Origin of the sequence: Microbacterium sp. (assembly GCF_041909575.1) — a bacterium.
Classification (GTDB): domain Bacteria; phylum Actinomycetota; class Actinomycetes; order Actinomycetales; family Microbacteriaceae; genus Microbacterium.
This window is the reverse complement of record NZ_JAYRDE010000076.1, coordinates 1-14,554: the sequence shown is the minus strand read 5'-3', so window position 1 is coordinate 14,554 and position 14,554 is coordinate 1. Positions and strand designations below refer to the sequence as shown.

General features: G+C 70.6%; 16 protein-coding genes and 1 tRNA gene. 9 read left to right on the top strand and 8 right to left on the bottom strand.

Annotated elements, in window-relative coordinates; genetic code table 11:
* The 6 genes from ACE3O1_RS11080 to ACE3O1_RS11055 all read left to right on the top strand — a co-directional run.
* Window positions 1–1,477, top strand: a 1,477-nt coding sequence (locus ACE3O1_RS11080) for a DNA repair helicase XPB (RefSeq protein WP_374315094.1), incomplete at its 5' end; no start/stop codon positions are given.
* A gap of 106 nt (window positions 1,478–1,583) precedes the next feature.
* The gene (locus tag ACE3O1_RS11075; RefSeq protein ID WP_374315093.1) at window positions 1,584–2,408 is read left to right on the top strand and encodes an SDR family oxidoreductase; all 825 of its coding nucleotides are present in this window, start codon (window positions 1,584–1,586) and stop codon (window positions 2,406–2,408) included.
* Between the two features lie 47 nt (window positions 2,409–2,455).
* A complete protein-coding gene (locus tag ACE3O1_RS11070; protein ID WP_374315092.1) occupies window positions 2,456–3,007 on the top strand; it encodes a TetR/AcrR family transcriptional regulator in 552 nt (183 codons plus the stop codon).
* A 73-nt stretch (window positions 3,008–3,080) separates the two neighbouring features.
* Window positions 3,081–3,773, top strand: coding sequence for a response regulator transcription factor (locus ACE3O1_RS11065; protein ID WP_194395976.1), 693 nt, complete (start codon window positions 3,081–3,083; stop codon window positions 3,771–3,773).
* 147 nt (window positions 3,774–3,920) lie between these two features.
* Window positions 3,921–5,567 carry an ATP-binding protein gene (locus ACE3O1_RS11060; RefSeq protein ID WP_374315091.1) on the top strand — a complete coding sequence of 549 codons (1,647 nt, stop codon included), beginning with the start codon at window positions 3,921–3,923 and terminating at the stop codon, window positions 5,565–5,567.
* Window positions 5,568–5,747: 180 nt separating this feature from the next.
* Entirely contained in the window at window positions 5,748–6,035 is a 288-nt protein-coding gene (locus ACE3O1_RS11055) for a WXG100 family type VII secretion target (RefSeq protein WP_374315090.1), read from the top strand.
* Window positions 6,036–6,174: 139 nt separating this feature from the next.
* Here ACE3O1_RS11055 and groL read toward each other — a convergent pair whose 3' ends face one another.
* From groL to ACE3O1_RS11030, 5 genes are all read right to left on the bottom strand, one after another.
* Window positions 6,175–7,794, bottom strand: a complete 1,620-nt coding sequence (gene groL / locus ACE3O1_RS11050) for a chaperonin GroEL (protein WP_374315089.1) — start codon at window positions 7,792–7,794, stop codon at window positions 6,175–6,177.
* A 174-nt stretch (window positions 7,795–7,968) separates the two neighbouring features.
* Entirely contained in the window at window positions 7,969–8,166 is a 198-nt protein-coding gene (locus ACE3O1_RS11045; protein WP_127476195.1) for a cold-shock protein, read from the bottom strand.
* Between the two features lie 149 nt (window positions 8,167–8,315).
* Window positions 8,316–8,885: a LytR C-terminal domain-containing protein gene (locus ACE3O1_RS11040; protein ID WP_374315088.1), complete on the bottom strand. Its 570-nt coding sequence runs from the start codon at window positions 8,883–8,885 to the stop codon at window positions 8,316–8,318.
* Between the two features lie 47 nt (window positions 8,886–8,932).
* Window positions 8,933–9,187 (bottom strand): DUF3263 domain-containing protein, encoded by a 255-nt coding sequence (locus tag ACE3O1_RS11035; protein WP_374315087.1) that lies wholly within the window; start codon window positions 9,185–9,187, stop codon window positions 8,933–8,935.
* A gap of 9 nt (window positions 9,188–9,196) precedes the next feature.
* A complete protein-coding gene (locus ACE3O1_RS11030; RefSeq protein WP_374315086.1) occupies window positions 9,197–10,189 on the bottom strand; it encodes a DUF2332 domain-containing protein in 993 nt (330 codons plus the stop codon).
* 70 nt (window positions 10,190–10,259) lie between these two features.
* Here ACE3O1_RS11030 and msrB point away from each other — a divergent pair, with 70 nt between their 5' ends.
* Both msrB and ACE3O1_RS11020 read left to right on the top strand, forming a co-directional pair.
* On the top strand, window positions 10,260–10,667 hold the full coding sequence (gene msrB, locus ACE3O1_RS11025) for a peptide-methionine (R)-S-oxide reductase MsrB (protein WP_374315085.1): 408 nt from the start codon (window positions 10,260–10,262) through the stop codon (window positions 10,665–10,667).
* Entirely contained in the window at window positions 10,664–11,218 is a 555-nt protein-coding gene (locus tag ACE3O1_RS11020) for a nitroreductase family protein (protein WP_374315084.1), read from the top strand. Before msrB ends, ACE3O1_RS11020 begins: the two co-directional genes overlap by 4 nt.
* A gap of 9 nt (window positions 11,219–11,227) precedes the next feature.
* Here the strand turns inward: ACE3O1_RS11020 and ACE3O1_RS11015 are convergent, their stop codons facing one another.
* The 3 genes from ACE3O1_RS11015 to ACE3O1_RS11005 form a co-directional block, all read right to left on the bottom strand.
* Window positions 11,228–12,187, bottom strand: a complete 960-nt coding sequence (locus tag ACE3O1_RS11015; protein ID WP_374315083.1) for a DMT family transporter — start codon at window positions 12,185–12,187, stop codon at window positions 11,228–11,230.
* 2 nt (window positions 12,188–12,189) lie between these two features.
* Window positions 12,190–12,262 (bottom strand) — tRNA-Thr (locus ACE3O1_RS11010).
* A gap of 38 nt (window positions 12,263–12,300) precedes the next feature.
* Complete coding sequence (locus ACE3O1_RS11005; protein WP_374315082.1) at window positions 12,301–13,245, bottom strand: DsbA family protein; 945 nt, start codon at window positions 13,243–13,245, stop codon at window positions 12,301–12,303.
* Window positions 13,246–13,471: 226 nt separating this feature from the next.
* Between ACE3O1_RS11005 and ACE3O1_RS11000 the strand changes: the two genes are divergently transcribed.
* Window positions 13,472–14,554 (top strand): ABC transporter ATP-binding protein (locus tag ACE3O1_RS11000; protein ID WP_374315081.1); only part of this gene is annotated, 1,083 nt, incomplete at its 3' end.

Genomic DNA, 14,554 nt, shown 5'->3' with positions numbered 1-14,554 from the left:
CGACGCCGAAGACATGCTCGCCACCCTCGACCGCTGGTCGCGCTTCCCCGTGCCGCCGTCGGTGTCGATCGACATCGCCGAGACCGTCCGCCGCTACGGCCGCCTCGTGATCGAGCGCACATCCGTCGCCGAGGACGGATCGGGCGGCGAGCTCGTGCTGCGGTCGACGGATGCCGCGGTCCTGGCCGAGGTCGCGAAGAACAAGCGCATCCAGCCGCTGCTGATCGGGCGCCCCTCTCCCGACACCTACGTCGTCGACGCGTGGGCGCGCGGGCACATCAAGCAGGAGCTGCTGAAGATCGGCTGGCCGGCCGAGGACCTCGCCGGCTACACGCCGGGGACGCCGCATCCCATCGACCTCGCGGAGGACGGCTGGCACCTGCGTCCGTACCAGCGCCAGGCGGTCGACATCTTCAGCGACGGCGGCTCGGGCGTCGTGGTGCTCCCCTGCGGTGCGGGCAAGACCCTCGTCGGCGCCGGCGCCATGGCCGCGACCCAGACGACGACGCTGATCCTCGTGACGAACACCGTGAGCGCGCGGCAGTGGCGCGACGAGCTGCTCAAGCGCACGTCGCTCACGGCCGAGGAGATCGGCGAGTACTCCGGCCAGTCCAAGGAGATCAAGCCGGTCACCATCGCGACCTACCAGATCCTGACCGCCAAGCGGAAGGGTCAGTACGCCCACCTCGCGCTGCTCGATGCGCTGGATTGGGGCCTGATCGTCTACGACGAGGTGCACCTGCTCCCCGCGCCGGTGTTCAAGCTCACCGCCGACCTGCAGGCGCGCCGCCGGCTGGGCTTGACCGCCACCCTCGTCCGCGAGGACGGCCGCGAAGGGGATGTGTTCAGCCTCATCGGACCCAAGCGGTTCGACGCGCCGTGGAAGGAGATCGAGGCCCAGGGCTTCATCTCCCCCGCCGTCTGCTACGAGGTGCGCGTCGACCTGCCCGCGGGCGACCGGCTGGAGTACGCGGCCGCGGCCGACGACGAGCGCTACCGGCTGGCCGCCACCGCGCCGGCGAAGATCGGCGTGGTGCGCCGGCTCGTCGAGCGCCACGCCGGCGAGCGCATCCTCGTGATCGGCCAGTACCTCGATCAGATCGACGTGCTCGCCGAGGCGCTCGATGCCCCGAAGATCACCGGCGCCACCCCCGTCGACGAGCGCGAAGAGCTCTACCAGGCGTTCCGCGTCGGCGAGATCTCGCTCCTGGTCGTGTCGAAGGTGGCGAACTTCTCGATCGACCTGCCCGAGGCATCCGTCGCCATCCAGGTCTCGGGATCGTTCGGGTCCCGCCAGGAGGAGGCCCAGCGGCTCGGACGGCTCCTGCGGCCGAAGGAGTCGGGCCACACCGCGAGCTTCTACACGCTCATCGCGCGCGACACCGTCGACCAGGACTTCGCCCAGAACCGGCAGCGGTTCCTCGCCGAGCAGGGCTACGCCTATACGATCCTCGACGCCGACGGCATCGCCGCCTGACACACCCGGTGGCGAGAGCTGCTCGCCCTTGCACTACATCCATAGTAGTCATACACTACGGACGTAGTACCTCTCCCCGATGAGAGGTGCGAAGGGGGATGCGCTCATGCCCACTGCATTCGTCACCGGCGCGCGGCGCGGGATCGGTCTCGCGATCGCCCGGCGCCTGGCCGCAGCCGGCTGGACGGTTCACGCCGGAGTCCGCGACCGGAGCAGTTTCGAGCGCCTCTCCATCGAGGACGGCATCCATCCCGTCATGCTGGACGTCACCGACGAATCCCACATCGAGGCCCTCGCAGACGCGCTGCCGGCGCGCATCGACGCGCTCGTCAACAACGCGGGGTTCGGGCTCCTGGGTCCGGTGGAGGCGCTGACGACGAGCGATCTGCGCCGCCAGTTCGACGTGAATCTCATCGGCCAGGTCGCCGTCACCCAGGCCCTGCTCCCCCGGTTGCGCGAGTGCGGAGGCCGGATCGTCTTCATCTCGTCGGTCGGCGGCCGCTCGGTCGTTCCGATGGAGGGCGCCTACTGCTCGTCGAAGTTCGCCCTGGAGGGGATCGCCGACGCCCTGCGCGTCGAACTGCGTCCGTGGGGCATCCCGGTCTCGGTCGTGGAGCCCGGGCCGACCGACACCGAGAGCTGGCGCGAAGTCGGCACCATGATCGACGACATGGAAGCGCGGATGTCGGCGCATCATCGCGACCTCTACTCCCGCCATGTGACGGGACTTCGGGCGAACATCGCGCGCTTCGGGTCGGCGACCACGCCTCCGGACGCCGTCGCGCGCACCGTCGAGCGCGCCCTGACCGCTCGCCGGCCCCGCGCCCGCTACCTCGTCGGCGCGCCGGCGCACGCGATGATCGCGATGAATGCCGTGCTGCCCGCGCGCGCCGGCGACGCCATCGGCGCCCGCATCGCCGGACTGACCTGACGGCGCCTCGCGCGGGGCGCCCCTGGCCCACGGCATATGGTCGGATCATGGCTTCGACAAGAGACCGCGCGCTGGACGCCGCACTCGCGCTCGTGGGCGAGCAGGGCATCCGCGCGCTGACGCACGCGCGGGTCGACGAGCGCGCCGGCCTCCCGAAGGGATCCACCTCGAACTGGTTCCGCACGCGCGACGCACTCGTCGCCGGTGTCGCCGCGTGGCTCGCCGAGAGCGAGCGGAACGACTTCTCGGCCGGGGCGACCACTCCGTCGATCGACACGCCGGAGGAGCTCGTGGACGCGCTCAGCCTCGTCATCGCCGTCCAGAGCGGGCCGCTCGCCTCACGGACCCGGGCACGGTACGCCCTCTTCCTCGAGGGCGCGGGCGACGAGGCGATGCTCGCACCCCTCGTCGCACAGCGACGCGTGTTCGTCGAGTGGACGACCTCGCTGCTTCGCCATGTCGGCGCCCGATCGCCCGAGGAGTCCGCCCGAACGCTGATGGCGGCCGGGGACGGCCTGCTCCTGCACCGGCTGACGGTCGACCCGGACGCCGAGATCCGCCCGGTGGTCGAGCGCGCGGTACGCGCCTGCCTGGACTGACCCCGACCGCGCCGGATACGCCTCACCGGGTGATATCCAGCCACGACATGGCAACCCTGGCCATAATGAGGGCATGACCGCACCGCGCATCCTCGTCGTGGACGACGAGCCGAACATCCGCGACCTGCTCATCACGAGCCTCCGCTTCGCGGGGTTCCAGGTGAGGGCCGTGTCCAACGGCGCCCAGACGATCTCGGCCGTCCTCGAGGAGGAGCCCGACCTGATCATCCTCGACGTGATGCTGCCCGACATGAACGGGTTCAGCGTCACCAAGCGCCTCCGCGGAGCCGGGTACACGGCGCCGATCCTCTTCCTGACGGCCAAGGACGAGACCGAGGACAAGATCACCGGCCTCAACGCCGGCGGCGACGACTACGTCACCAAGCCGTTCAGCCTCGACGAGATCGTCGCCCGCATCCAGGCGATCCTGCGGCGCACGATGCAGGCCGACGAGGAGTCGGTCATCCGCGCCGGCGAGCTCACGATGGACCAGGACACCCACGACGTGCAGGTGGGCGAGGCGTCGATCGACCTCAGCCCGACCGAGTTCAAGCTGCTGCGCTACCTCATGCTCAACCCGAACCGCGTGCTGTCCAAGGCGCAGATCCTCGACCACGTCTGGGAGTACGACTTCAACGGCGACGCCGGCATCGTGGAGAGCTACATCTCGTACCTGCGCCGCAAGATCGACCCGCACTCGTCCGAGCCGCTCATCCAGACCAAGCGCGGCTTCGGCTACATGCTGAAGGCGGGCAAGACCGCGTAACCCCGCGGTACGACTCGAGGAGCCGCCCTGGCGCACAAGACGGACGCGATCACCCGGTGGTGGCGCGGCACCAGCCTGCGCGCGAAGGTCACCGGGGTCACCGTCGCGCTCCTGGCGATCGGCCTGTTCGTCGCGGGGATCGGCACGATGGCGTTCCTGCGCAACGCGCTCGTGCTGAACCTGGACGAGCAGGTGACCGCGCTGGCAGGAAGCGACGTGGCCGGACAGCTCCTCGATTTCAGCGTGCAGGACGGCCGGCTGCAGGTGGAGCCCGCGGAGGATGCGGTGCCCACCGACTACTTCGTCGCGGTGTACGAGCCGGTCGAGGGAGCGCATCTCGCGACAGTCGGCGGCGACGGCGCGCAGGACGGATCCGCGCCGCTGTTCCCCGGGTCCTATCCCCTGGACGCAGCGCTCACCGCCGAAGGGCAGATCGTGACGCTGCCGTCGCAGGACGGCGACTCGGAGTTCCGGGCGACCGTCACCGTGCAGGAGTACCAGAACATCTTCTACGCGCAGATGGTCGCCGTGCCCGTCGCCCCGATCACGCAGATCGTCGCCAACTACGTCGGCATCTACGGCATCCTCGCCCTGCTCATCCTCGTCGCGGGCGCCGTCGCGACGCGCTGGCTCGTGACACTGACGTTCCGCAGCCTCGGGCAGGTCGAGTCCACGGCCGAGGCGATCGCCGGCGGTGACTTCAGCCTGCGCATGACCGACATCGAGCCGACCACGACCGAGGTCGGACGCCTGAAGACCGCGATCAACGCGATGCTGGACCGGGTGGATGCCGCGATCTCGCAGCGGGATTCCACGGTCCGGCAGATGCGCCGCTTCGTCGGAGACGCCAGCCACGAGCTGCGCACGCCCCTGGTGACGGTCCGCGGCTACGCGGAGCTCTACCGGATGGGCGCGATCCGCGGTGACGAGGACGTGTCGCAGTCGATGGAGCGCATCGAGAAGGAGGCGATCCGCATGGGGGTCCTCGTCGAGGACCTCCTGGCGCTCGCCCGTCTCGACGAGCGCCGTGACGTGGTCATCGCGCCGGTGGACCTCCGTCCCGTCGCGAGGGATGCCGCGCTCGACCTCCGTGCGGCGGCGCCGATGCGGCCCGTGACGGTGATCGACACGACGGCCGATGAGCTCCCCGCCCCGACCCTGCCGTCTCCCCTGCTCCCGTCGACGCCCGACGAGCCGAGCGAGAAGCGCCGTCCGCCGACCACCGCGCTCACGCGGGCGGGGGCGACCCTGTCGCTGCTGCGCCGCCGGCCCAAGCCCGTCCCGGCGACGAGCGCGGCCGGCGTGGGCGACCTGCCCTCGATCACCCCGGTTCCCGAGGCGCCGCATGCCGCCGGGATGCCGGTGCCCGTCGTGCTCGGCGACGAGAACCGCATCCGGCAGGTGGTCGCGAACCTCATCGGCAATGCACGCCGGTTCACCTCCGACGACTCCCCCATCGAGCTGCGGGTCGGCGTGGACACGGCCGCGCTGCGCGGCTGGGTGGAGGTGGTCGACCACGGCGAGGGCGTCCCCGACCAGATCAAGGACAAGATCTTCCAGCGGTTCTGGCGGGCCGACACCTCGCGCACGCGAGAGACCGGCGGTTCTGGTCTCGGCCTCTCCATCGTCGCGTCGATCGTCGAGGCGCTGCACGGCACTGTCGGGGTCACCGACACCCCGGGCGGCGGCGCGACGTTCCGCGTCGCATTCCCCCTCGCCGAGGAGCGCGACGCCGCCGAGCACCTGCACATCCAGACGCAGCCGATCGAGCGCTTCCGGCTCGACGAGGCCTGACCCCCTCACTCGGCTCCCCCTCACGGCGCCGTGCATGGCCGAACCGGCTCCTCCCCAGGTGCGGCGCGGGGGCGGGGGTGCACGGGTCACCCGGACCGGGCCAGGGGGAGAGGGTGCTCGCCGTAGCGTGGCTCGCACATCAGGGCGCGGCATCCGATCCGCCCCGAGGAAGGATCACACATGGCCGTCTTCTCCGTCGACAGCGATGCGGTTCTCGCCGCCACCGCAGGCGTGCGCGGCACGAGCGAGCGCCTGCAGGCCGAGGCCAACGCGATGATGGCGCAGCTCACGCAGCTGCAGGGTTCCTGGACCGGATCGGCCTCGGTCGCGTTCCACGCGGTCACCGATCAATGGCGTGCGACGCAGCGTCAGGTCGAGGAATCGCTCGCGGGCATCAGCATCGCCCTCGCGGCCGCCGGCCGCCAGTACGCCGAGGCAGAGCTCGCGAGCGCCAGCCTCTTCCGCTGACCGGGAACGACGAAGGGCCCCTCCCGGAGGAGGGGCCCTTCGTGTTCGGACGTGGGGTTTCGATGCGCGCGCTTCGCGCGCTACTCAACCTTGATCCGTCACGCGTCAACGCGGCTTCGCCGCATCGACCCGCGCCGCATCAAAAGTCCATGCCACCCGTCGGGTCGCCGGCGGGAGCCGAGACCTTCTCGGGCTTCTCGGCGACGACGGCCTCGGTGGTGAGGAACAGGCCCGCGATCGACGCGGCGTTCTGCAGCGCCGAGCGGGTGACCTTCACCGGGTCGTTGATGCCGGCAGCCAGCATGTCGACGTACTCGCCCGTGGCGGCGTTGAGGCCCTGGCCCGCGGGGAGCTCGGCGACCTTGTTCGCCACGACGCCGGGCTCGAGACCGGCGTTGAGGGCGATCTGCTTCAGCGGAGCCTCGATCGCGACGCGGACGATGTTCGCACCGGTCGCCTCGTCACCGGTCAGCTCGAGGGTCTCGAAGACCTTCTTGCCGGCCTGGATGAGCGCGACGCCACCGCCGGGGACGATGCCCTCCTCGACGGCCGCCTTCGCGTTGCGGACGGCGTCCTCGATGCGGTGCTTGCGCTCCTTGAGCTCGACCTCGGTCGCCGCACCCGCCTTGATGACGGCCACGCCGCCGGCGAGCTTGGCGAGGCGCTCCTGGAGCTTCTCGCGGTCGTAGTCGCTGTCGGTGTTCTCGATCTCGCGGCGGATCTGGGTGACGCGACCCTCGATCTGACCGGTGTCACCGGCACCCTCGACGATGGTGGTCTCGTCCTTGGTGATGATGACCTTGCGAGCGCGGCCGAGCAGGTCGAGGGTGGCGTTCTCGAGCTTGAGACCGACCTCCTCGGTGATGACCTGGCCACCCGTGAGGATCGCGATGTCCTGCAGCTGGGCCTTGCGGCGGTCGCCGAAGCCGGGAGCCTTGACGGCGGCCGACTTGAAGATGCCGCGGATCTTGTTGAGCACGAGCGTCGCGAGAGCCTCGCCCTCGACGTCCTCGGCGATGATCAGGAGCTCCTTGCCGTCCTGGATCACCTTGTCGACGATGGGCAGAAGGTCCTTGATGTTCGAGATCTTCTGGTTCGCGATGAGGATGTACGGGTCCTCGAAGACGGCCTCCTGGCGCTCCGGGTCCGTGACGAAGTAGGGGTTGATGTAGCCCTTGTCGAAGCGCATGCCCTCGGTGAGCTCGAGCTCGGTGCCGAAGGTCTGCGACTCCTCGACGGTGACGACGCCCTCCTTGCCGACCTTGTCGATCGCCTCGGCGATGAGCTCGCCGATCTCGGGGTCGCCGGCGGAGATGGACGCGGTGGCCGCGATCTCCTCCTTGGTCTCGACCTCCTTGGCGTCGCTCAGCAGCTGGGTCGTGATGGCCGCGACGGCCTTCTCGATGCCCTTCTTGAGCGAGATGGGGTCGGCGCCGGCCGCGACGTTGCGCAGGCCCTCGCGCACGAGCGCCTGGGCGAGAACGGTGGCCGTCGTCGTGCCGTCACCGGCGACGTCGTCGGTCTTCTTGGCGACCTCCTTGACGAGCTCCGCGCCGATCTTCTCGTACGGGTCGTCGAGCTCGATCTCCTTGGCGATGGAGACGCCGTCGTTCGTGATCGTGGGAGCGCCCCACTTCTTCTCGAGAACGACGTTGCGGCCACGGGGGCCCAGGGTCACCTTGACGGCGTCGGCGAGCGTGTTGAGGCCGCGCTCGAGGCCGCGACGGGCCTCCTCATCGAAAGCGATGATCTTTGCCATGTGTGTTTCGTCCCTCCAGGACGGGGCTTATGGATTAGCACTCAACGAACCGGAGTGCTAATCCCATTCTGGCACTCACCCCTAGGGAGTGCAAGCCGCCGCTAAGACCCCTGAAACACGTGGAAACGGGATGCCGAGGCATCCCGTTTCCGTACGAGCTGGCGCGCGAGGGGGTCAGACCACCCGCACCGACTCCGCCTGAGGGCCCTTCTGCCCGGTGCCGACGGTGAACTCGACCGTCTGGCCCTCTTCGAGCACGCGGAACCCCGACATGTCGATGTTCGAGTAGTGGACGAAGACGTCCTGTCCCTCCGCCGTGATGAAGCCGAAGCCCTTCTCGGCGTTGAACCACTTGACGGTGCCCTGAGTCATGCGAATCTCCTGATGCTGGTACGACTTCGATCATCGTATGCATCGTGCGGGACCCCGTGAGGCCCCGGAGAGGACTTGTTGACACGCCGGGACACAAGTGTTTACCCGCCTGAAACACTGGCGCGGACGGGGGCCGTTTCGACCCCCGTTCAGGGAGTCGGCGTGGGCGTCTGGCCGGCCGCGGTGCGGTCGAGTCCGATGACGACGGTCAGCTGCTTCGTGTCGGGGCTGGCCGGCTGGTAGACCTCGCTCTGCTCCACGCGCGCCCCTCCGATCACATCCGCGAGACCGGCGGCGGCTGCCTGGTCCTCGGGGGCGAGGTAGTAGACGGTGGTCTCCGGGAAGTCCTCCGCGCTCGCGTCACTCGGGAGCACCGAGCCGTCGGACCAGCCCGCGGCGACGACGACGTCCTTCATCTGGGTCGCCAGGCCCTGCTCGGGCGTCGCGTTGAGAATGACGACCTGGTAGCTCGTGTCGACCACCGGCGTGATCTCGGCCGTCGGCGCGACGGTGGGCTCAGGGGTCGGGAAGAGCTCGATGCGGCCCGACGCGAGCAGCGTGCCGAAGATGCCGACCGCGATGAGCACGATCGTCGCCAGCGCCGCCCAGAGCAGCACCACCCAGCCGCGCAGGCGGGGGTTCTCTGCTCTGTGGGCTCCGACCCGATCAGCGTCGGGAAGGTCGTCGAAGCGATCCCGGGGGTAGGACGTTCTCGGCACGTGACGATGCTATCGGCAGCGCACCGGACGAACCTGCACGTGACGGGTCACCGCGATCCGGCGCCCGCGGCCCGATCCGCGCGCAGACGAGCCCGCGCATCGCGCAGACGGCGCAGCCGCTTGACGAGCATCGGGTCGTGCGCCTGCGCGTCGGCCGTCTCGATGAGGCGCCCGAGCAGCTGGTAATAGCGGGCCGGAGACAGGTCCAGCTCGGCGCGGATGGCCTCTTCCTTCGCTCCCGCATGGCGGACCCACTCGGCCTCGAACGCGAGGATCGCGCGGTCACGGTCGGAGAGGGGCACGTCTTCACGCTAGCCGCGCGCGACCGGATCGCCCGCGCGCCACTCCACGGATGCGCCCAGCGGGTCGACGGACGCGAGCGGCACGCCGTCCCGTCCGAGCACGAAGCCGCCCCACGCGGCGGGATCGATGGGCGGATGCCACGCGTCGTGGAGTCCCGGAGGGTCGATCGAGATCCAGACCGCATCGAGGTCCCGCAGGGCTGCGAGGAGCCGCCGGCGACCGGCGCGCGGGATGTGCGGGAGCACCCCCGGCGTCGTGATCACGAGCGTGGCGCCGGCGGGCGCCGCCTGGGCCGCACGCGCCAGGACGGCGGGATCGGACGCATCGCCCGCCGTCAGCGCGGGAGGATCGGCGGCGGCGACGTCGAGCGCCGCCTCGATGCGCTCCGCACGGCCGGCCTCCCCCGGCCACACCAGGGACGTGAGGAAGCGGCGGTCGGCCGGATCGCGCGCGTCGAGCGGTGCGAGGTCGATGCCGGCCCGCCACACGATCCGGGGCAGGCCCAGCGGCGGTTCGCCGGTCATCGCGCAGTCGAGGACGACGGGCGATGGACCGCCCGGCGGATCGAGCGCGACGCCGTGGGAGTAGCGGTAGGAGTAGCGGTCGGGGAACAGGCACAGCCCGGCGCTCGCACCGATCTCGAGCAGTGCGATCGGGCCGGCGACCGTCGCAAGCGCCGGAAGAAGTGCCGCGCAGCGCCCCGGCTCGTTGGTCTGCAGGCTGCGAGCGGATGCCTCGGCCACGACCTCGTCGGCGTGCGACGAGAGCCACCGGGCCCACTCGGAGAACGAAGCCTCGGGCGCACCCAGCATCCGCGTGACCGCGAAGACGAGCGGCGGCTGGCGCCGGGTCTCCGGGATCCGGGCGAGGATCGCCGCCACCCCGGGATCCCCCGCGACCCCCGCGGCCCAATCGGCGTACAGGGCGCTGCGACCGGGCGCCTCGTCACGCGCGAAACGCCCGTAGCGCTCGGCGACGGCGGGCGCGGCATCCTGGTTCACTCCCCCATTCTCGCGGGCGACGTCCAGCCTCCGCCGTCCATCGGTCCCGCGACTGGGGTTGAATGGACTCATGACCTACGCCGTGGACAAGAGCGACGACCAGTGGCGGGCGGAGCTCAGCCCGCAGCAGTACGCGGTGCTGCGCGAAGCCGGCACGGAGCGCGCCTGGACCGGTGAGCTCCTGGACGAGAGCCGCGCCGGACTGTACGCGTGCGCGGCGTGCGGCGCCGAGCTGTTCCAGAGCGGCACCAAGTTCGACTCCCACTGCGGCTGGCCGAGCTTCTACGAGTCGGTCCGTCCCGAGGCGGTCGAGCTCATCGAGGACCGCAGTCACGGCATGGTGCGCACCGAGGTGCGCTGCGCGAACTGCGGGTCCCACCTCGGCCACGTCTTCCCCGACGGATTCGGCACCCCCACCGGCGACCGCTACTGCATGAACTCGCTCTCGCTCAGCTTCACCCCCGACGAGTCGGCATGACCACCCCCGCGCTCGAGGCCGTGCGGGCTCGGCGCTCGTGGTCCAAGGTCACCGACGAGGCCCCCACCCACGCCGAACTGCTCACCCTCGTCTCGGCCGCCGGCCGGGTCGCCGACCATTCGTCGCTGCGCCCCTGGCGTCTCATCGAGCTGCGCGGCAGCGACCGCGAGCTGCTGGGCCGTGCGATCAACAAGGCCGAGGGCGAGAAGGGGGCGTCGTCGAAGCCGCTGCGCGCCCCGCTGCTGATCGCCGTCGTCGCCACCTACAAGAAGAGCGACAAGGTCCCCCGCTGGGAGCAGGAGGCCGTCGCCTCGGGTGTCGCCCACGTGCTCAGCCTGCTGCTCGACGAGGCGGGCTGGGGCGTGATCTGGCGCACCGGCGGCTACACGCGCTCCAAGGCGGTCGCGAAGGCGCACGGCCTCGAAAAGAACGAGGAGCTGCTGGGCTGGCTCTACGTCGGCGGCAAGCCGGCACGCGCGCGCCTCGGACGCCGCAAGGGCGTCGAAGCGCGCAAGCACGTGTCCCGGATGCCGCGGCCGAAGAAGGCCTGACCCTCGGCGTCAGCGCCGGCGCAGCGAGCGCCACGGCACGGCGGCGATCACCACCGACGCGAGCGCGACCACGACCATCGCGAGCTCCTGGACCAGCCCCGGGCTCGCCGGGGCCGGCCACACGGCGTCCAGCAGGACGGACGCCAGCAGCTGCCCCACGACCGCGCCGAGTCCGAGCAGCAGCACCCCGGTGTACTGCACGATCGCCGCCGAGACGAAGATGTAGACGACCCCGAGCGGGCCGCCGAGGTAGAGCCACCATTCCGAGGGCAGCGCCCGCGGCGGGCCGACGATCGCGACGTGGACGGCCGCCGCCACGACGAGCAGGGCCGTGCCGCCGGTGAAGTTCACGAAGGTCGCCGTCAGCGGCGTGCCGACCCGTTGGCGGAGCCGCCCGTTCGTGGCCTGCTGCCACGCGATCGCGATGCCCGCGAGGAAGGGCAGCACCAGCATCCACAGCGGCACCTCGGACAGGCCGTCCCCGACCAGTGCGAGACCGACCGCGGCAAGCGCCAGCGCGCCGCCGAGGAGCCGCGGCACGGTCACCGCGACCACGCCGGCAGGGCCGAATCCGATGCGATCGAGGAACAGGCCGTTCACGGTCTGGCCCGCGACCACGCCCACGGTGAAGAGCGACACCCCGATGAGCCCGACGGCGAGGCCCTGCGTGGCGACGGTGAGCGCTCCGGCGGCGCCGCCGGCCAGCATCCACCACGGGATCCCGCCCGTGCGCACACCCGCGACCAGCCGTGCGAAGCCCGCGCGGCCTGAGGGCAGCGCGAGCGACAGCACCACGAGGATGACCAGACCCGACCCGAAGGAGACGACCGCGGCGACGAAACCGTCGTTCAGGCGGATGCCGAGCTGCCCGTTGATGCGGGCCTGCACGGCGGTCATGACGCCGATCGCCGCGGCGAGGCCGAGCGCGAGCCACGCGGGCATGCGCGGAGGCGCGGACGAGGCGGTCATCGAGCCGGCTACGGGACTTGAACCCGTAACCCCCTAATTACAAGTTAGGTGCGCTACCAATTGCGCCAAGCCGGCAGTGATTCCAGTCTACTGTCGGCTCGGGCGCGGACTCGCTACGGGGTGGGGGTGGGGGTGGGCGTCTCTTCGTAGTACGCGTCGCTCGCGACGGTCAGCACGAACTGCGCGAACTCCTTCGGGTCGTTCAGCGCCCCGACGTAGGGCTCGCCGTTCACGAGCACCATGGGCGTGCCGGTGAGGGCGACGTCGTCGGTGCCCGGCAGGCCGTCCAGGGCGCGCTCCGTGGCGATCTTCGCCCACGACGCGAAGTCCTGGTCCTCGATGCACGCGCGGACGACCTTGGGGCCGGCGGCACCGGAGGCGATCGCCATGTCGGCGAGCTCTGCATCGGTGTAGCCGTCGGATTCGACGTCGGGCTGCTGCGCGAGGAGCGTGTTGTTGAACGCGAAGAAGTACTCGGGCGAATGCGTCGCGACGCACGCCGCAGCGCTCGCGGCGCGCAGCGAGTACTTGGTGCCGTTCGACTTCGACGTGAGCATCGCGACCGGGTAGTAGCTCAGGGTCGCGGCATCCTCGGTCACCCACTTCGAGAGCTGCTGCACGTTGGCGAGCTGGAACTCCCGCGAGCCGGTCGAGAGGTAGTCGACATACACGCGGATGTCGACGACGGGCTGCTCCGTCGGCGACGCCGAGGGAGTCGGAGTCGCCTTGGGGGTCGCCTTCGGCGTCGGCGTCTCACCCTCGACCGTCCCGGTGCCGCCCACATCGTCGCCGCTGACCGCAACGCCGGCCACCCCGGTCACGACGAAGCCGTCGTCGCTGACGTTTCCGGGGCTGAGGACGGGCTTGGACGCTGCCGAGGAGACCGCCCACGTCACGACGATCGCGACCACGGCCACCACGGCCACCACGGACGCCGCGACGGCGGCACCGCGGGCGAGCCGGGCGCGCGACTGGCGCGCCTGCACCTGCAGGGCCTTCTCGCGCACGGCGTCGCGCCGCTCGCTGGCGGCGGCGTTCGGGGACTCGTCGCTCGACATGGAACCTCTCGGGACGGATGGGGCCGGAAGATCGGCCGGGGCCTATCCGGGGGAATCGGCCGTTGACGATGCTAGCCAGCCACCCTGGGAAATGCCCAGACGAGGCCTCGAAGCGAGCCGTGTCATACTGGTTCCTGCGCCCGATGGCGGGCGTGCGGGTAAGCCCCCGCTCATTCCATCACTACGGATCGTCCGGCACGTACCTGCCGGTGAAGGAGAAGAGAACATGGCGTCCGTCACGTTTGACAACGCAACCCGCTTGTACCCCGGGGGCACGCGCCCCGCCGTGGACAAGCTCGACCTCGAGATCGCCGATGGCGAGTTCCTGGTCCTCGTCGGCCCCTCGGGCTGCGGAAAGTCCACCTCGCTGCGCATGCTCGCCGGCCTCGAAGAGGTCAACGCCGGCCGCATCCTCATCGGAGACCGCGACGTCACCGACGTCCCGCCGAAGGACCGCGACATCGCGATGGTGTTCCAGAACTACGCGCTGTACCCCCACATGACCGTCGCCGAGAACATGGGCTTCGCGCTGAAGATCGCCGGCGTCGGCAAGGAGGAGCGTGCCGCGCGCGTCCTCGAGGCCGCGAAGCTGCTCGACCTCGAGCAGTACCTCACCCGCAAGCCGAAGGCGCTCTCAGGCGGTCAGCGTCAGCGTGTCGCCATGGGCCGCGCGATCGTCCGCCAGCCGCAGGTGTTCCTCATGGACGAGCCGCTGTCGAACCTCGACGCCAAGCTCCGCGTCCAGACCCGCACCCAGATCGCGTCGCTGCAGCGCCGCCTGGGCGTCACCACGGTCTACGTCACGCACGACCAGACCGAGGCGCTCACCATGGGCGACCGCATCGCCGTGCTCAAGGACGGCCTGCTCCAGCAGGTCGGCACGCCGCGCGACCTGTACGAGAAGCCGAACAACGTGTTCGTCGCCGGCTTCATCGGCTCGCCCGCGATGAACCTGTTCCCCGCCGACCTCGCCGAAGGCGGCGTGCAGTTCGGCTCGGAGGTCGTCCCGCTGGACCGCGACACCGTCGGCCGCGCGCACGGCAGCCAGGTCACGGTGGGCGTCCGCCCCGAGGACATCGTGGTCGGCCCCGCCGACGGCAAGGGCCTCTCGGTGGTCGTCGACCTCGTCGAGGAGCTCGGCGCCGACGGCTACCTCTACGGGCACACCGACATCGCCGGCAAGCGCACCGACCTGGTCGCCCGCGTCGACGGCCGCAGCCACCCGAACGCGGGTGAGACGGTCACGCTCGCGGCGACCGCCGGTCACGTCCACGCGTTCGACGTCGAGTCCGGCCTGCGCCTGAACGAC